The 17,387-nt window shown below is 73.1% G+C and carries 17 protein-coding genes; 5 read left to right on the top strand and 12 right to left on the bottom strand.

Going from position 1 to position 17,387, the window contains the following annotated elements; all coding sequences use genetic code 11:
* Positions 1 to 179: 179 nt before the first annotated feature.
* Positions 180 to 563, top strand: coding sequence for a hypothetical protein (locus BUE41_RS06030; protein WP_073455836.1), 384 nt, complete (start codon positions 180 to 182; stop codon positions 561 to 563).
* On the opposite strand, the gene mnmA is transcribed toward BUE41_RS06030, so the two are convergent.
* From mnmA to BUE41_RS06010, 4 genes are all read right to left on the bottom strand, one after another.
* The gene (gene mnmA / locus BUE41_RS06025; RefSeq protein WP_073455835.1) at positions 564 to 1,631 is read right to left on the bottom strand and encodes a tRNA 2-thiouridine(34) synthase MnmA; all 1,068 of its coding nucleotides are present in this window, start codon (positions 1,629 to 1,631) and stop codon (positions 564 to 566) included.
* The gene (locus BUE41_RS06020; RefSeq protein WP_143171989.1) at positions 1,631 to 2,833 is read right to left on the bottom strand and encodes a cysteine desulfurase family protein; all 1,203 of its coding nucleotides are present in this window, start codon (positions 2,831 to 2,833) and stop codon (positions 1,631 to 1,633) included. Before BUE41_RS06020 ends, mnmA begins: the two co-directional genes overlap by 1 nt.
* 142 nt (positions 2,834 to 2,975) lie before the next feature.
* Positions 2,976 to 3,923 (bottom strand): electron transfer flavoprotein subunit alpha/FixB family protein, encoded by a 948-nt coding sequence (locus BUE41_RS06015; RefSeq protein WP_073455834.1) that lies wholly within the window; start codon positions 3,921 to 3,923, stop codon positions 2,976 to 2,978.
* A gap of 28 nt (positions 3,924 to 3,951) precedes the next feature.
* On the bottom strand, positions 3,952 to 4,737 hold the full coding sequence (locus BUE41_RS06010) for an electron transfer flavoprotein subunit beta/FixA family protein (RefSeq protein ID WP_073455833.1): 786 nt from the start codon (positions 4,735 to 4,737) through the stop codon (positions 3,952 to 3,954).
* Between the two features lie 148 nt (positions 4,738 to 4,885).
* Here BUE41_RS06010 and BUE41_RS06005 point away from each other — a divergent pair, with 148 nt between their 5' ends.
* Positions 4,886 to 5,290, top strand: a complete 405-nt coding sequence (locus tag BUE41_RS06005) for a hypothetical protein (protein ID WP_234997002.1) — start codon at positions 4,886 to 4,888, stop codon at positions 5,288 to 5,290.
* 30 nt (positions 5,291 to 5,320) lie between these two features.
* Here BUE41_RS06005 and BUE41_RS06000 read toward each other — a convergent pair whose 3' ends face one another.
* The 7 genes from BUE41_RS06000 to BUE41_RS05965 all read right to left on the bottom strand — a co-directional run bounded on the left by BUE41_RS06000 (position 5,321) and on the right by BUE41_RS05965 (position 12,161).
* Complete coding sequence (locus tag BUE41_RS06000; RefSeq protein WP_073455831.1) at positions 5,321 to 5,512, bottom strand: hypothetical protein; 192 nt, start codon at positions 5,510 to 5,512, stop codon at positions 5,321 to 5,323.
* A 185-nt stretch (positions 5,513 to 5,697) separates the two neighbouring features.
* The gene (locus BUE41_RS05995; protein WP_073455830.1) at positions 5,698 to 6,504 is read right to left on the bottom strand and encodes a TrmH family RNA methyltransferase; all 807 of its coding nucleotides are present in this window, start codon (positions 6,502 to 6,504) and stop codon (positions 5,698 to 5,700) included.
* A 34-nt stretch (positions 6,505 to 6,538) separates the two neighbouring features.
* Positions 6,539 to 7,321 carry an SDR family NAD(P)-dependent oxidoreductase gene (locus BUE41_RS05990; protein WP_084754481.1) on the bottom strand — a complete coding sequence of 261 codons (783 nt, stop codon included), beginning with the start codon at positions 7,319 to 7,321 and terminating at the stop codon, positions 6,539 to 6,541.
* Complete coding sequence (locus tag BUE41_RS05985) at positions 7,318 to 7,791, bottom strand: nitroreductase family deazaflavin-dependent oxidoreductase (protein WP_073455828.1); 474 nt, start codon at positions 7,789 to 7,791, stop codon at positions 7,318 to 7,320. Before BUE41_RS05985 ends, BUE41_RS05990 begins: the two co-directional genes overlap by 4 nt.
* Positions 7,792 to 7,826: 35 nt before the next feature.
* Positions 7,827 to 9,839 carry a TRAP transporter large permease subunit gene (locus BUE41_RS05980; RefSeq protein WP_084754479.1) on the bottom strand — a complete coding sequence of 671 codons (2,013 nt, stop codon included), beginning with the start codon at positions 9,837 to 9,839 and terminating at the stop codon, positions 7,827 to 7,829.
* A 4-nt stretch (positions 9,840 to 9,843) separates the two neighbouring features.
* Entirely contained in the window at positions 9,844 to 11,055 is a 1,212-nt protein-coding gene (gene dctP / locus BUE41_RS05970) for a TRAP transporter substrate-binding protein DctP (protein WP_073455827.1), read from the bottom strand.
* 2 nt (positions 11,056 to 11,057) lie between these two features.
* A complete protein-coding gene (locus BUE41_RS05965) occupies positions 11,058 to 12,161 on the bottom strand; it encodes a zinc-dependent alcohol dehydrogenase (protein ID WP_073455826.1) in 1,104 nt (367 codons plus the stop codon).
* A gap of 346 nt (positions 12,162 to 12,507) precedes the next feature.
* On the opposite strand from BUE41_RS05965, the gene BUE41_RS05960 reads away from it, so the two are divergent.
* Genes BUE41_RS05960 through BUE41_RS05950 form a run of 3 tightly spaced genes read left to right on the top strand, consistent with a single transcriptional unit; the run spans position 12,508 to position 16,047 of the window.
* Entirely contained in the window at positions 12,508 to 13,275 is a 768-nt protein-coding gene (locus BUE41_RS05960; RefSeq protein ID WP_073455825.1) for a class I SAM-dependent methyltransferase, read from the top strand.
* Positions 13,272 to 14,753 carry a 1,4-alpha-glucan branching protein domain-containing protein gene (locus BUE41_RS05955; protein ID WP_073455824.1) on the top strand — a complete coding sequence of 494 codons (1,482 nt, stop codon included), beginning with the start codon at positions 13,272 to 13,274 and terminating at the stop codon, positions 14,751 to 14,753. Before BUE41_RS05960 ends, BUE41_RS05955 begins: the two co-directional genes overlap by 4 nt.
* A 37-nt stretch (positions 14,754 to 14,790) precedes the next feature.
* The gene (locus BUE41_RS05950; protein ID WP_073455953.1) at positions 14,791 to 16,047 is read left to right on the top strand and encodes a glycosyltransferase family 4 protein; all 1,257 of its coding nucleotides are present in this window, start codon (positions 14,791 to 14,793) and stop codon (positions 16,045 to 16,047) included.
* A gap of 560 nt (positions 16,048 to 16,607) precedes the next feature.
* On the opposite strand, the gene BUE41_RS05945 is transcribed toward BUE41_RS05950, so the two are convergent.
* Positions 16,608 to 17,369 carry an acyltransferase gene (locus BUE41_RS05945; RefSeq protein ID WP_073455823.1) on the bottom strand — a complete coding sequence of 254 codons (762 nt, stop codon included), beginning with the start codon at positions 17,367 to 17,369 and terminating at the stop codon, positions 16,608 to 16,610.
* Between the last annotated feature and the right edge of the window lie 18 nt (positions 17,370 to 17,387).

Genomic DNA, 17,387 nt, shown 5'->3' with positions numbered 1-17,387 from the left:
CGACGTCGCCGTGTTCGCCGACGCGATCACCCCGCACATCGGGCGCGCGAAGACCGACGCACCCACCGGCCTGCGCCCGATCCTCGAGCGCACGACGGCGATCGCCGCGGAGTCGGCGCGGCGGCCGTCGGCTCGGAGAAGTCGGGCATCGCGCGCCGATCAGCGAGACCGAGGCGTGGGTGCACGCCGACTGCGGCTTCCAGGACGTCGACGTGCGGGCGGTGGGCACCCGGTTCGAAGGCGTGCCGTGCACCCTGCGCACCGGCACGACCAGCTCCGCGCTGACCGACGAGGGCGGGCCCGGGCCGCTGGTCGTCGGGATCCTCGTGCGGCCGAAAGGACCAGTCGCTCACCGCGGACCGGCTGCGCGCGATGGGGCCGAGGAGATGTTCGCCGCCGTCGACGCTGCTCCGGCGGCCGCGGTCGCCGCACCCGGCGTGACCGGCGGGGCGATCGTGGAGCTGACGCCCGGCCGCTGGTTCCACGTCCGACCGTCCGGCACCGAGGAGGGCGGGGTGTCGGCCGACCAGGAGGGCATGCTCGCCGCGTCGGCGGTGACCTGATCAGGCGCCGGTGGCGGTGATGCGGGCGCTGCCCAGCACGACGTCGCCGCGGTAGAACGCGGCCGCCTGGCCGGGCGCGACGCCGCGCAGCGGCTCGCCCAGCTCGATCGCCACCGCGTCCCCGGCGACGTGCACCGTCGCCGGAGCGAGCCCGCCGTGCGCACGGACCTGCACCGTGCAGTCGAACGTCGCGGCGGGCGGCTCGCCCGACGTCCACACGGGCGCGGTGGCGTCGATCGTGCGCACGTCCAGCGCCGTCGCCGGGCCGACCCGGACGGTGCCGGTCTCCGGCTCGATCGCGGTGACGTAGCGCGGGCGGCCGTCCGGCGCGGGGCGAGTGAGGCCCAGGCCGCGGCGCTGGCCGACGGTGAAGCCGTGCACGCCGTCGTGCTCGCCCAGCCGCTCCCCCGTCGTGGCGTCGACGATCGCGCCCGGCCGCACACCGATCCGTGCGGTGAGGAACCGGCGGGTGTCGCCGGAGGGCACGAAGCAGATGTCGTGGCTGTCCGGCTTGTCGGCCACGCGCAGCCCGAGCCGGGCGGCCTCCGCGCGCACCTGCGGCTTCGGGGTGTCGCCGATCGGGAACATCGCGTGCGCGAGCTGCTCGCGGCCCAGCACGGCCAGCACGTACGACTGGTCCTTGTCGGGATCGACGGCGCGGCGCAGGACGCCGTCCTGCAGCCGCGCGTAGTGCCCCGTGCAGACGGCGTCGAACCCCAGCGCGAGCGCCTTGTCCAGCAGCGCCGCGAACTTGATCTTCTGGTTGCAGGCCAGGCACGGGTTGGGCGTCTGCCCGGCCGCGTACGCCGCCACGAACTCCTCGACGACGTCCTCGGCGAACCGCGCCGCGAAGTCCCACACGTAGAACGGGATGCCGAGCACGTCGGCGGCCCGCCGGGCGTCGCCGGCGTCCTCCTTGGAGCAGCAGCCCCGGGCCCCGGTGCGCAGCGTCGCCGGCACCTCCGACAGCGCCAGATGCACCCCGACGACGTCGTGGCCGGCCGCGACCGCCCGCGCCGCCGCGACGGCGGAGTCCACCCCCCCGCTCATCGCGGCCAGTACGCGCATCAGAGCACCCCGGCGGCCGTACCGGCGCGGCGCGCCCGTTCCACCACCTGCCCGATGACGGCGACGACGGCGTCCACGTCGGCCTGCGTCGAGGTGTGCCCGAGCGAGAACCGCAGCGAGCCGCGCGCGATGCTCTCCCCCGCGCCCATCGCGATGAGGACGTGGCTGGGCTGCGCCACCCCGGCGGTGCAGGCCGAGCCGGTGGAGCACTCGATGCCCTGCGCATCGAGCAGCATGAGCAGGCTGTCGCCCTCGCAGCCGGGGAACGACAGGTGCGCGTTGCCGGGCAGCCGCGACGGGCCGCCGTCGATCTCGCCGGTGCCGGGATCGCCGTTGAGCCGGGCGTCCGGGACGGTGGCGAGCACGCGCGCGATCAGGTCGTCGCGCAGGGCGGTGAGCTGCTCGGTGCGCCGCTGCGCATCGGCGACGGTGATCTCCACAGCGGTCGCCAGCCCGACCACGCCCGGGGTGTCGAGGGTGCCCGAGCGCACGTCGCGCTCCTGACCGCCGCCGTGCAGCAGCGGGGTGACCTCGACCGAGCGCCCGAGCAGCAGCGCGCCGACCCCGTACGGGCCGCCGAGCTTGTGCCCGGTGAACACCAGCGCGTCGGCGCCGGAGGCGGCGAAGTCGACCGGCAGGATGCCCACGGCCTGCACCGCGTCGGTGTGGAACGGCACCCCCGCCGCGTGCGCGACCTCGGCCAGCTCGCGCACCGGGTTCACGGTGCCGACCTCGTTGTTCGCCCACATGACCGACGCCAGCGCCACCCGGCCCGGGTCGCGGGCGATCGCCTCGGCCAGCACCTCGGGATGCACGCGGCCGAGCTCGTCGACGGGCAGCAGCTCGACCTCGGCCCCTTCGTGCTCGCCCAACCACTCGGCGGCGTCGAGGACGGCGTGGTGCTCGGCGGCGGACACGAGCACCCGGGTGCGCTCCGGGTCCTCCGTGCGGCGGGCCCAGTACAGGCCCTTCAGCGCGAGGTTGTCCCCCTCGGTGCCGCCCCCGGTGAACACCACTTCCGACGGCCGCGCGCCCAGCGCGGCGGCGATCCGTTCCCGCGCCTCCTCCACCGCGCGGCGGGCCCGGCGCCCGGACCCGTGCAGGGACGACGCGTTGCCGGTGCGGCGCATCGCGGCCGACATCTCGGCGACGACGGCGTCGAGCATCGGCGTGGTGGCGGCGTGGTCGAGGTAGGTGGTCACGGGCTCACTCGGTCGGGAGACGGTTCTCAGCCCCTCAGCCTAGACGCCGTCGGGTGCGGACCTGCTCCGAACGCAACGAACGGCACTCTCGTCCACTCGGGGTGGACGAGAGTGCCGTTCGTTCACGAAGCGGCGGAGGGGCTCAGCCCTTGCGCTTGTTGATCTCCTCGGTCAGCTGCGGCGCGACCTTGAACAGGTCACCCACCACACCGAAGTCGGCGATCTCGAAGATCGGGGCCTCGGGGTCCTTGTTGACCGCGACGATCGTCTTCGAGGTCTGCATGCCGGCGCGGTGCTGGATCGCGCCGGAGATGCCCAGCGCGATGTACAGCTGCGGCGAGACGGTCTTACCGGTCTGCCCCACCTGGAACTGGTGCGGGTAGTAGCCCGAGTCGACGGCCGCGCGGGAAGCACCCACCGCGCCGCCGAGCGCGTCGGCCAGCGCCTCGACGACCGAGAAGTCCTCCGCCGAGCCGACACCGCGACCACCGGCGACGACGACCGACGCCTCGGTCAGCTCCGGCCGGTCGCCGCCCACGATCGGCTCGCGGCTGACGACGGTGGCCGAGCGCACCCCGGACGCGGAGACCGAGACGGCCTCCTCGACGCCCGCGCCCGCGCTCTCCTGGATCTCCACCGCGCCCGGCCGCACGGTGATCACCGGGTGGTCGCCCTTCCAGGTCGCTTCCACGGTGAACGCGCCACCGAAGATCGAGTGCGACACGCCGGACGCCGAGACGCCCACCACGTCGGACAGCAGCGCCGAGTTGGTGCGCACCGCCAGCCGGCCGGCGATCTCCTTGCCGTCGGCCGAGACGCCGATCAGCACCGCGGCCGGGTTCTTCGCCGCCACCAGCGACGCCAGCGCGTCGACCTGCGGGGTCAGGAAGTCGGTGGAGTCGGTCTCGGCGACGTAGATCTTCTCCGCGCCGTGCGCCTTCAGCCCGTCGGCCAGCTTGCCGGCGGTCCCCGCCGGACCCACCACGACCGCGGCCGGCTCGCCCAGCGCCTTCGCGGCGGTCAGCAGCTCGTACGTGACCTTCTTCGCCTCGCCGTCGACGTGATCGACGAGGACCAGGACCTCTGCCATGTCGGTTCTCTCTTTCCCGTCGTCCGGCTCAGATCAGCTTCTGCGCGGCCAGGAACTGAGCGATCTTGGTGCCGCCGTCGCCCTCGTCCTCGATCTTCTCGCCGGCGCTCTTCGGCGGCTTCGGCGCAGCGGAGGTGACCGTCGACAGCGCGCTGGCCAACCCGACCTCGGACGCGTCGATGCCGGCGTCGGCGATGGACAGCGTGGTCACCGGCTTCTTCTTGGCCGCCATGATCCCCTTGAACGACGGGTAACGCGGCTCGTTGATCTTCTCGTTGACGCTGATCACCGCGGGGAGCTGCGCGGTCAGCTTGGTGATGCCGTCGTCGGTCGCGCGGGTGACGTTCACCGTGCCGCCCTCGATCGACACCTCCTGCGCGTGGGTCAGCGCCGGGATGCCCAGCAGCTCGGCCACCATCGCCGGGATGGCGCCACCGCGACCGTCGGAGGCCTCGTTGCCGGCGAAGATGACGTCGTAGCCACCCTCGACCTTGCCCAGCGCCTTCGCCAGCGCCTTCGCGGTGCCGATGTAGTCGGTGCCGGCCAGCGCCTCGTCCGACAGGTGCACGGCCTTGTCGGCGCCCATCGACAGGGCCTTGCGGATCGCGTCCGTGGCGCGGTCCGGCCCCATCGTCAAGACGGTCACCTCAGACCCGTCGTTGGCCTCCTTCAGCTGCAGCGCAGCTTCGACCGCACGCTCGTTGATCTCGTCCAGCACCGCGTCGGACGCCTCACGGTCGAGGATCCCGTCCGAGTTCAGCTTTCGTTCCGAGTAGGTGTCGGGCACCTGCTTGACCAGCACCACGATGTTCATCGGATTACGTTCGACCTCCTGCCGGTGACGCTCTGCCGAGCGACGCTGGATCGGACTCTGCCACCGTCGTCGTCCGGGGCCGCGACGGGGCCTGCACCTGCCCGCAATTGTTACCAGCGAGTAAGCAGCCAGGAAACGCCGGCGAGCGGTGAAACTGCTCACCACGAGCGCAGGCGGCAGCGTTAGAGTCACATTTCTACCCGATCCCGGCACGGCTGTCCCGTCGAGCGGGACCACCCTCACACTCACCGGAGCCGCCCGCATGGTCGTGACCGGGTTCGACGATCGCTCCGGCTGCGGTTACGTGCTCGCCACCGGTCCCGACGTCGCCTCCGCCGACGCGGGCACGCAGCGCGTCACGCACGACGGCGTGACCATCACCGCAACGCCCGAGCTGGCCGCCGGCCTACGCGACGCGCTCCTCGCGGGGCGGTCGGCGCAGCTGGTGCTCGGCGGTCCGCCGGTTCCGCTGAACCTGGACGACCGCACACTGCTCGGCTGGCTGCGGTTCTGCGTGGGCGGGGTCCTCTCGGTCATGAACGGACCGGAGTGACTCGCTGTTGATGACCCGGCTCTTGATGACTCAGCTGGTGACGGTCGGGGCCTCGGCGACGCGCAGCGCGGGCGGCAGGGGCCGTCGATCGATGTCGGCGATCACCGGGATGGCGTCGAGCGGGTCCCGCCCGCGCAGCAGACGGCCGAACAGCAGCGCGGCGGGGAAGCTCGCGGCGAACCACGATCCGAGGCCGATCGCCACCCAGTGCACCCAGGTCATCGCGTCGCACCACCTTCCGTCCCGCTCGCATCACCGACGGTACGGAAGGAAATCCGACAGCGGGACCCTTCTTGCCGACTTCTAACCTTCAGTGGCCGAAGCTCTCACCTAACGGACGAAGCCCCACCCGGCCGAGGCCGAACGGACCACCCGATCGGGGCGTTGGCAGCAGAGCGTCGATCCCCTCAGCCGCGCTGGCGCTGCGCCTCGTAGAGGGCCAGCGCCGCCGCGGCGGCGGCGTTGAGCGAGTTGACCCGCCCGCGCATCGGGATGACGACGCGGGCGTCCGCCTGCTCCAGCCACAGGTCGGTCACCCCGGTGCTCTCCGCGCCGACGACGACGGCGGTCGGCCCGGTCAGGTCGGTGGCGGCGAGCGCGGCGTCGCCCTGCGGGGTGGTGACGACGACGGCGAGGTCGTGCGCGCGCAGCCAGCCGAGCACCTCAGCGCTGGGCGCGGCGGCCACCGGCACGGAGAACACCGTGCCCTTGCTGGCCCGCACGACGTTCGGGTTGCCGAAGTCGGTGACCGGGGACGCGGCCACGACGGCGTCGACGCCGAACGCCTCGGCGGTGCGCAGCATCGCGCCCAGGTTGCCGGGTTTCTCGATCCCCTCGCAGACCAGCACCAGCGCGTCCGGCCGCAGCGTCAGCTCGCCGAGCGGGCGGCCGGGCGCTGGGGCGACCGCGAGCAGGCCGTCGGGCGACTCGCGGTAGGCGATCTTGGCGAACACCGCGTCGCTGACCGCCACCACGGGCACCCCGGCGTCGGCCAGCTCGTCGACGACCCCGCGGCGGGCCGGAGTCACCAGGCCGGGCGCCCAGTAGAGGGTGCGCGGCACCACCCCGGCCCGCAGCGCGAGCCGCAGCTCGTCGTGCCCCTCGACGAGGGTGACGCCGTACTCGTCGCGGGCGCGCCGGGTGCGCAGCCGGACCAGGTCCTTGACCCGGCGGTTCGCGACGCTGGTCAGCGTCAGCTCGTCGGGGGCGACCATGCCGCGAGCGTACGGCGGCGGCCCCGACCGACCGTCACAGGTGCGGGTTGAACCCGCTCGCCACGGTGATCAGCTCGCCGGAGATGTTGCGGCTGGCCTCCGAGACGAGGAACAGCGCGGCGTTCGCGATGTCCGCGGGCTCGTTGGTGCGGCCGAGCGAGCCGACGTGGTGGTCGAGGACCGAGCCGGTCCGCACCGTGGTCCCCGCGGTGGTCGCCTGGACGTCGACCTGCCGCTTCGTCGGCCCGGGCGCGATAGCGTTGACGTTGATGTTGTACTCGCCCAGCTGCGCGGCGACCGACCGCGTGAAGGCCACGACACCGGCCTTGGCCGCGGCGTAGTGGGCGTGCGCGGGCTCGCCCGCCCAGCTCGACGACGCGATGTTGACGATCTTGCCGGAGCGCTGCTTCATCATCTCGACGGCGGCGAGCTGCGTGCAGTGGAAGATCGACCGGAGGTTGATCCCGATCGTGATCTCCCACTCCTCCTCGGAGATCTGCCAGATGGGGTTCACGACCGGGCCCTTGATCCCCCCGACGATGTTCATGAGGACGTCCACCCGGCCCCAGCGCTCCAGCGTCGCGTCGAACAGCCGCTGGGCGTCGGCCCGGCGCGTCACGTTCCCCGGGACCGTGATGACCTCCTTCGTCTCCTCCGCGACGCGCTCCGCCGTCTCGGCGAGCCGCTGTTCGTCCCGGTCGTTGAGGGCGACCGCGGCGCCCTCCTGCGCCAACCGGTGGGCGATCTCCCCGCCCATTCCACCGCCTGCGGCCGTCACGACCGCGACGAGTCCGTCCGCCCAACCGTTCCCACTCATCGCTCTCCCTCCTGATCGGACTCGTCCGCGGGCTCGAGGACGAAGACGGGGATCTCGCGGTCCGTCCTCGCCTGGTACTCGGCGTAGGCCGGCCAGACGGACACGGCGCGGTCCCACCACTGCCGGCGCTCGTCGCCGGAGACGGGGCGCGCCCGGTACAGCCGCGGCTGCGGACCGTCCTGCAGCTGGACCAGCGGATGGGCGAGGAAGTTCCAGTACCAGCCGGGGTGCTGGGCTGCCCCGCCCTTGGACGCGACCGCGGCGTAGCACCCGTCGTGCTCGACGCGGATCACCGGGTTCTTGCGGAGCTTGCCCGACTTCGCCCCGACCGACGTGATGATCACGACCGGGACGTGCGGCTCACCGTTGGAGGTATTGCCCTCCCGACCGCCGCTCGACTCGTAGCGCTCCACCTGCTCGCGGACCCACGGCCGCGCACTGGGTTCGTACTCCCCCGTCAGCACTGTCATCTCCGAATCCCTCGCCGAACCTCGGTCCGGCGTTCTCACTCCGTCGTCCGCGGCAGCCACAGGACGATCTCCGGCCAGAGGATGAGGACCAGCGTCACGACCAGCGCGGCGGCCACGAACGGCAGCACGCCGCGGAAGACGTCCCCGAGGCCGACGCGCCTGCCCAGGTTGAGCTCGGGGTCCTGCACCATCCGGTGGACGACGAAGGTGATGATCCCGATGGGCGGGAACACCATCCCGATCTCGCACATGATGATCAGGAAGACGCCGAACCAGACCATGTCGACGCCCAGGGCCTCGAGCGCGGGCTGCAGGAGCGGGACGGTCAGCAGGATCATCGGCAGCGACTCGAGGAACATCCCGAGCACGACGTACATCACGACGAGCGTCAGCAGCAGCCCGATGCGGTCCAGCTGCAGGCCGAGCAGCCACGACGTGAACGCGTGCGCGGCCCCGCTGAGCGTGAGGAACCGGCCCATCAGCAGCGATCCCGCGATCAGGATGAACAGCCCGCTGACGGCTGCGACGCTGTCGGCGACCGTCGACCTGACGAACCGCACCGCCCCGCGGACGCTGCGGTGCTCCCGCCCCAGCCCCAGCCAGCCGACCACGAGCGCGATCACCGCGCCGCACGCCGCAGCCTCGGTCGCGGTGAAGATCCCGCCGAGCATCCCGCCGAGCACGAGCGCGGCGACGAGCAGGAGGGGCCCCGCACCGGCGAGCGTGCGCCACCGCTCGCGCCAGGTGACGCCGGCTGCGCCGGCCGCCCGCGGGGCCACCTGCGGTCGCAGCACCGCCCAGCCGACGATCGCGACGCTGAACCCGACAGCCAGCAGCGCGCCCGGCACGATCGCCGCCAGCAGCTGCGGGCCGACCGGCACCGAAGCCACCCCGGCGTAGACGACCAGCAGGATGCTCGGCGGGATGACCTGGCCGAGCGTGCCCGCCATCGCGACCGATCCGGTGGCCAGCCGCGGGTGATAACCGGACCTGAACATCTCCGGCAGCGCCATGCGGCCCAGCGCGAACGTGACACCCATGGTGCTGCCGCTGCTGGTCGCCATGGCGGCGCCGGCGTAGTTGGTGGCGACCGCCAGCCCGCCGGGGAGCCTGCCCAGCCAGGCGCGGGCCGCCGCGTAGGCCTTCGCGGTCAGGCCGCCGCGCCACACGGCCACCCCCATCAGCACGAACAGCGGGATGACGCTGAGCGACCAGGACGCGACCGCGTCGTAGACGACGTTGCCGACCGACGTCTCCGCGACCCGGTGACCGGACAGCCCGGCCAACCCGATCGCGCCGGTGAGCACCATCGCGAAGCCGATCGGCAGACCGAGCGCGAGCAGGCAGAGCAGCAGCGCGACGCCGGCGACGCCGATCGCGACGCGGGGCAGCCCGCCCGCGAGGATCAGCGCAGCGGCCAAGATCGCCGCCGCGAGCAGGCCGCCGAAGAGCGCGGTGGGCACCTGCCGGCGGCCCGCGCCGGGTTCGCCGGGCTGCGTCGCGGCGGTGAGGGTGCCTGCCGGGTCCTGGTCCCGCAGCAGCAGCACGACGTGGGCGACGCAGGCGATCGCCGACAGCGCGAAGGCGACGGCCACCGCCAGCCGGCCGGGCCACAGCAGCATCCACGGCAGCCCGGAGACGGTCTCGCCGATGGCGAGCGACGTCTCGGCCTTCCCGAAGCAGATCCAGGCGATCCAGCCGCTCGCCGCGGCGCCGATCCCGGCCGCGCCGGCCAGGAGCAGCCGCAGGTCCCGCGCCCGGGCGCTCTCCAGCAGCAGCTCCACCCGGATGTGCTGGTCGTGCAGCTGCGCGTACGCCAGCGGCAGCAGGGCGATGATCGGCATCCACAGGTGCGCGACCAGTTCGAGCGTCCCCAGCAGAGGGCTGTTGAACACGCTCCGCCCGATGACGTCGGCGAGCACGGTCAGCGCCATCAGGACCACGGCGACGCCGACGAGGCCGCCGGCCATCGTCGTCGCGCGCCGGACACCGCGGATCCACCCGGGCTCCGCCGTGCGGGCAGGCGCCGGTGCCTGCGAGGCCACCATGCTGCTAGCTCCCGCCGCGCTTCGCGCGGACGAGCTCGACCCACCGGTCCAGGTCGAACGCGGCACCCTCGACGAACGACGCCCTGATCGCCTCCGGGGTGTCGAGCCGCGGCTCGGGGACCCCCATGTCGTCCAGCACGACGGCGAGCCACGCCGCGGCCGATTCGCGGAACCGGCGGACCTCGTCAGCGGGGTCCGCGATGGTGGCGGGCGCGTGGGCGGCCAGGCCGGTCAGGCGCTCGGCCTGCGCGCGCCGCACGTGCTCACCCAGCTCGGCCGGGTTCTGCAGGTGCACCTTCGCGGCCGGACCGTCCGGGCCGAACAGCTTCGCGTAGGCGTCGAGCTCGGCACGCACGATCCCGGCGATGTAGGTCGGGACCGCGTCCATCATGACCTTCTGGACGTCGGGCGGCAGTGCGTTCCAGACGTCGAGGTTCATCGCGTTGACCCGCAGCGCCGGGGTGATGCCGACCGGTGTGAAGTACGGGGCGACCTCCCACAACCCGTAGGTGGACATCAGCGACTTCGCGGCCACCGTGCAGTCGATGACACCGCGCTGCATGCCGTCGTAGACGTCGTCGGGCGGCAGGTTCACCGCCGTCAGCCCGAGCGCGGCGAGCTCGGCGTTGCGGGTCGCGCCGGCGGTGCGCGCCCGCAGCCCGGTGGTCTGGGCGAGCGTCTCGGACGGCTTGGTGCACAGCAGGCTGTACGGCTCGGTCACCGCCGCGCTCACGACCTTGAGGTTGTGCTCGGCGAACTCCGCCTCCACCGCTGGCTGCTTGAAGAACTCGTCGGCGGCCAGCGAGCCCTGCAGGAACCCGTGCGGGCTGGCCGGGCTGAGCACGCCCAGCAAGCCGGTGAACCACTGAGCGGTCGGCAGCTCCTGGTCGAAGTAGTCCGGGATCACCCCGCCCAGCTGGGCGAGGCCGCCGCCGAGCGCGTCCAGCGCCTCGTTGCCGGGGGCGAGCGAACCGCTCCAGAAGTACTCGAACCGCACCTTCCCGCCGGTGCGCGCGGTGACCTCGTCGGCCCACGCCCGCAGGCCGACGGCGGTCGAGTGGTGCTCGTTCGCCAGGTCCGACACCGTGATGGTGATCGGCTCCATCGTCTCGGTGCTGGTCGCCGCACCGCCCGGCGTGCTGCCGGCGCATCCGCCGGCCAGTGCCGCGCCGAGGGCCGTGCAGACCGCGATCGCCGCCCGGGTCGTCCGTCGCATCGTCATGCCCTCCCCGCCTGCGCCGGGACCGGCCGGAAGGCGCTCGCGGCGACGGCGCCGGCGGCGGCCGTCACCGTGACGTGCATGGCCTGCTCCCCCGGTACCTCACCGCCCTGCACCCGGACCAGGTGCTCGTACTCCTCGAGATCGGCGACGTGCGTGTGCATGCGTTCGACGGAGATGCGGCCGTCGGCGAGAGCGGCGATCGCGTGTCGCTTCGCCCATTCGCTCACACTCCGCACACCGCGCACGACGAGATTCCGCTTCGCGATTTTCGTGACGGCCGCAGCGAGATCGCCGCCCGGATTCTTGAGAGCGGCCAGAACGATCGTTCCTTCCGGGCGGGCGCAGTCGAGGGCGGACATGATCGTGTCGGTGGTGGCGGGTGCGGTATCGATGACGACATCGGCGAGATCGCCGTTCGTGATGTCGGTGACCGCGGTCGCCAGATCCGTTTCGTCGGTGTCGACGACGTGCGTGGCGCCCAGATCGCGGGCCATCTCGAGCTTCCACGGGTGCCGGCCGCGACCGGCGACGACGATGCGCGAGGCACCGGCCGCGGCGGCAGCCAGGACAGAGCACAGCCCGCGCTGCCCGGGGCCGATGATCACGATCGTGTCGCCGACGCCGACCCCGCCGACCCGGCACGCCCAGTCGAAGCCGGAGCCGAGCGGGTTGAACATCACCGCGTCCTGCGGCGTGAGGTGCTCCGGCAGCGGGTAGATCTGGGTGCCCGGCCGCAGCACCATGTAGTCGGCGAACCCGCCGTGCAGCCCTGATCCCTCGGCGGCCGGGGTGAACCCGTACGAGGTCGGTCCCCGGGTGCAGTTGAGCCACTGCCCGGAGGTGCAGTCGCCGCACCGCCGGCAGGGCACCTTGGGGTCCACCGCGACCCGCTGGCCCTCGACGGCACCCCAGCGGCGCGCGAACTCGACGCCGAGCCGCACCAGGCGGCCCACCATCTCGTGCCCGGGGATGTACGGATAAGCGATCGGCGCGTCGCCGAACTGCGAGTACGGAGCCACGTACTGCTCGTGGTCGGTACCGCACATCCCGCAGGCCTCTACCTCGAGGATCGCTTCGTCGGGGCCGATCTCGTCCGGCACCGGAAGGTTCCGTATTCCGACCTCGCGAGGACCCAGCAGCATCACTGCGCGCGCTTTCACCGAGCGCCCCTCTCTCAGGACCACCGCTGTGTGATCGTGCGCTGTGATCGCCCACCGCGGGACTGCTCAGCGCATTTCCCGAGAAAACCTAGGAGCGCCCCGTTACCGTGGTCGTTACGGTCGCCACGCAGATGACGATCCCCGTTTCCGGTCGTTCCCGCAGAAATCGGGCCGACCCCGCCCGAGACGGGACCGGCGTTCCTCGTCGGCGGCCGGGCGTGGCCCGATCGACGTGCGCGACGCACCGGCGTCACGTCCACGGGCCGGGTTCTGAGACCGTACAACCGTGAGTTCCCACCCCTCGGCAGAGCACGTGGCCGACCTACCGCTCACCGGCGAGCGGACGATCCCGGGGATCCCGGAGGAGAACTACTGGTTCCGCCGCCACCAGGTCGTCTACCGCGCGCTGGTGCCGGCGTGCCGCGATCTCGTGGTGCTGGAGGCCGGGTGCGGCGAGGGCTACGGCGCCGACCTGCTCGCCGGGGTGGCCCGCCGCGTGCTGGCCGTGGACTACGACGCGCTCACCGTCGCGCACGTGCGGACCCGGTACCCGCGGCTCGACGTGCTGCGCGCCAACCTGGTGGCGCTGCCGCTGGCAGCGGGCGCGGTCGACGCGGTGGTGTCGCTGCAGGTGATCGAGCACCTGTGGGAGCAGGAGCGGTTCCTCCGCGAGTGCTTCCGGGCGCTCGCACCGGGCGGGCGGCTGATGGTGTCCACCCCGAACCGGATCACGTTCTCCCCCGGCCGCGACACCCCGCTCAACCCGTTCCACACCCGCGAGCTGGCCCCGGCCGAGCTCGCCGAGCTGGTCGCCGGCGCGGGGTTCGCGCACATCGAGCTGCGCGGGCTGCACCACGGGCCGCGGCTGCGCGCGCTCGACGCCGCCCACGGCGGCTCGATCATCGACGCGCAGGTCCGGGTCGCGCTGGGGGACGGCACGTGGCCGCCGCGGCTGCTCGCCGACGTCGCGGCGGTGACGTGCGCCGACTTCGAACTCACCACCGGCGACCTCGAGGCGAGCCTCGATCTGCTGGTGACGGCGGTGCGCCCGTGACGGCGGTCCCCGGCGCGTTCGCGCTCGTCCTGCACAGCCACCTGCCGTGGCTCGCCCACCACGGGCGCTGGCCGGTCGGTGAGGAGTGGCTCTACCAGAGCTGGGCGCACTCCTACCTGCCCGTCGTCGACCTGCTGGAACGGCTGGCCGCCGAGGGCCGCCGCGACGTGCTCACCCTCGGGGTCACCCCGGTGCTCGCCGCCCAGCTCGACGATCCGCACTGCCTGCGCGGCATGCACCACTGGCTCGGGAACTGGCAGCTGCGCGCCCACGGCGCCGTGCCGCGGCTGCCCGAGCTGGCCGCGCGGGAACACCGGGCCGCTGCCCGGGCACTGGAGCGGTTCGAGGCCCGCTGGCGGCACGGCGCCTCGGCCGTGCTCCGGCCGCTGGTCGACGCGGGCGTCGTCGAGCTGCTCGGTGGGCCGCTCACCCACCCGTTCGGGCCGCTGCTGCTGCCCGAGGTGCGCGCGTGGGCGCTGGCCGGCGGGCTGGCCGACACCGCACTCCGGCTCGGCCACCGCCCGGCCGGCATCTGGGCGCCCGAGTGCGGCTACGCCCCCGGCATGGAGCGCGGCTACGCCACCGCGGGCGTGCGCCGGTTCCTCGTCGACGGCCCGGCGCTGCACGGCGACACGGCGCTCGCTCGGCCGGTCGGCGACTCCGGTGTGCTGGCATTCGGGCGCGACCTGGAGGTGACCTACCAGGTGTGGTCGCCGAAGTCCGGCTACCCGGGCGGGCGCGACTACCGCGACTTCCACACCTACGACCACCCGTCCGGGCTCAAACCGGCGCGGGTCACCGGCAGGCACGTCGCGCCGCACGACAAGCGGCTCTACGACCCGCAGCGCGCGGCCGCGGCCGTCGCCCGCGACGCCGCCGCGTTCGTCGACGTCGTGCGCGCCCGCCTGCTCGCCCTGCACGCCCGCCACGGCCGCCCCGCGCTCGTCGTCGCCGCGTTCGACACCGAGCTGTTCGGGCACTGGTGGCACGAGGGCCCGGCGTGGCTGGAGACGGTGCTGCGGGCGCTGCCCGACGCCGGGGTGCGGCTCACGACGCTGCGCGGGGCCGAGGCCGCCGGGTTCGTCGGCGAGCCGGTGGAGCTGCCCGCTTCGTCGTGGGGGTCGGGCAAGGACTGGCGGGTGTGGGCCGGCGAGCAGGTCAGCGACCTCGTCGAGCTGAACGGCCAGGTGCAGAAGACCCTCGTTCAGACCGTCGCCGACGCGCCCACCCCCGACCAGCTCGCGAACCGGCTGGCCGAGGAGGCGCTGCTCGCGCTCTCCAGCGACTGGGCCTTCATGGTCAGCAAGGACTCCGCGGCGGACTACGCCCGTCGCCGTGCGCACGGGCACGCAGCGCACGTCACCGAGCTGGCCGAGCTGCTGCGGCAGGGTCGACGGGCGGAGGCGGTCCGGCTCGTCGCCGGCTGGCCACCCGCACCGTTCGGGCACGTCGATGCGCGGGCGCTCGTCCGCGCCTGATCCGGTGGTCGCGAGCTACCGCGGGTAAGTTGTGCTGATGCGGGTGCTGATGTTGTCGTGGGAGTACCCCCCGGTCGTCGTCGGCGGACTGGGCCGGCACGTGCACGCGCTGGCCGTCCACCTCGCCGCCGCAGGCCACGACGTCGTCGTCATCGGCCGGCAGCCCTCCGGTACCGACGCCGAGACCCACCCCACCACCGACCGCGTCGTCGACGGGGTGCGCGTGCTGGCGGTCGCCGAGGACCCCGCACACCTGGAGTTCGAGCGCGATCTCGTCGCGTGGACCCTCGCCATGGGGCACGCCCAGCTGCGCGCCGCGCTGACCCGGCTCGGCGACTGGCGCCCCGACGTCGTGCACGCCCACGACTGGCTCGTCGCGCACGCCGCCATCACGCTCGCCGACGCGCTCGGCGTCCCGCTCGTCGCCACCGTGCACGCCACCGAAGCCGGCCGGCACGCCGGGTGGCTCTCGTCACCGCTGTCACGGCAGGTGCACTCCGTCGAGTGGTGGCTCGCCCGCCGCGCCGACGCGGTCATCACCTGCTCGGCCGCGATGCGCGACGAGGCAGTGGAACTGTTCGACGTCGATCCCGCGAAGGTGCGCGTGCTGCACAACGGGATCACACCGCAGGACTGGCGGGTGCCCGCCCGGCGCGTCGCGGCCACCCGGGAGCGACTCGCGCCGGACGGGGCACCGCTGCTGCTCTACTTCGGCCGCCTCGAGTACGAGAAGGGCGTCCAGGACCTCATCGCCGCGCTGCCCCGGATCCGCCGCAGCCACCCGGGCACCCGGCTCGCGATCGCCGGCACCGGCACCGCGACGGACATGCTGCGGGAAACCGCCCGGCGGCACCGGGTGCTGCGCAGCGTGGCGTTCCTCGGGCACCTGCCCGACGGGGAGCTGCCCGCCGCCGTCGCCGCGGCCGACGCCGTGGTGCTGCCGAGCCGGTACGAGCCGTTCGGGATCGTCGCGCTGGAAGCCGCCGCAGCCGGTGCGCCGCTCGTCACCTCGACCGCGGGTGGTCTCGGCGAGCTCGTGGAGGACGGGCGAACCGGGCTGTCGTTCGAACCGGGTGACGTGACCGGGATCGTGCGGGCCGTGCGGACCGTGCTCGACGACCCGGCAGCCGCGGCAGAGCGGGCCGGCGCCGCTCGCGAACGACTCGCGACCGACTTCGACTGGGCCCGCATCGCCGCGGCCACCGCGCAGGTCTACGCGGCCGCGCCCATCGGCGGGCCGCAGGAGCTGCCCCGCCCCAAGATCCCGACGGGGAACGTGTTCGGGCTCGAGTGACGGCGCGGATGCCGGACGAGGATCGGGTCAGGCGGCGGTGCGCCCGCCGACCGGCTCCTGCTCCTCGCAGGAGTACTCGGGCAACTCCTCGACCTCGTCGATCTCCAGAACAAGCGCCTCGAGGCGGCGTACGGTGTCGTCCTTCATCGGTCCAGTTCCTCCCCCACGCAAACCATGCACCCGACATGACGGTTGAAGCCACCTTTTTGATCCCAGCCGGGACGCAATTCACACTCTCCGTACACGATGTGTGCGGACCGTCACTCTGTTCGATTGCGGGCGAGCGCGCCGTTGTGTCGACCGCCGCAGTGGTCACCAGCCGGGGTGTGCGCTCACGTGCGGTCGAGTCAGGGCGTTCGGCCTCGGCCACTGCGAGCCCGGGCTGAAGGCCCGCGAGTCGTGCGTTCGGTCGCGCGGGTCCCATATTCCGTCAGGCGAGTCTCCCGAAACGGATCAGCGAGTCCTGCGTTTCGGCCCGCGAGTCCTGCGTTCGGTTCGATGAGTTCCGCGTTCCGGCCGGCTCGTCCTGCATCCGGGGCCGTGAGATCGCCGTTCGGGCGTCAGGCCTCGATCGACTGGGCTCGCTCCAACCGCGCCTGCACCGCCGCCGCCTGCTTGCGAGCGATGTCGGCCAGGGCCGCGCGCTGTTCGGCCGCCGCCTCGTAGTCGACCCTGCGGTTGCGCACCACCCGGGCGGGGACGCCGACCGCGATCGAGTACTCCGGGATGTCGCCGCGCACCACCGCGTGGGCGCCCAAGACGCTGCCGCGGCCGATGCGGGTGCCGCGCAGGACGCTCACCTTGGTGCCGATCCAGCAGTCCGGGCCGATGCGGACCGGGGTCTTGACGATGCCCTGGTCCTTGATCGGGATGGTGATGTCGGAGGTGCGGTGGTCGAAGTCGGTGATGTAGACCCAGTCGGCCACGATCGTCGCCGCGCCGATCTCGACGTCCAGGTAGCAGTTGACGGTGTTGTCCTTGCCGAACACGACCTTGTCGCCGATCCGCAGCGATCCCTCGTGGCAGCGGATGGCGTTGCCGTCGCCGATGTGCACCCAGCGGCCGATCTCCAGCCGCCCGTACCCGGGCCGGGCGTGCAGCTCGACGTCCTTGCCGAGGAACACCATGCCGCGCAGGACGACGTGCGGGTTGGCCAGGCGGAACTTCAGCAGCCGCCAGTAGCGCACCAGGTACCACGGGGTGTAGGCGCGGTTGCGGATCACCCAGCGCAACGACGCGAGGGTCAGGAACCGGGCCTGCTGCGGGTCCCGGCGCCTGCGCCGGTACCGGCTCCACAGCGACGCGCCCCACATCGTCGTCATGGGCGGCAGCCTAGATCA

It is taken from the genome of Pseudonocardia thermophila (assembly GCF_900142365.1).
GTDB lineage: Bacteria > Actinomycetota > Actinomycetes > Mycobacteriales > Pseudonocardiaceae > Pseudonocardia > Pseudonocardia thermophila.
Note: the sequence above shows the minus strand (reverse complement) of the source record. Positions and strands in the feature narration are given on the sequence as shown.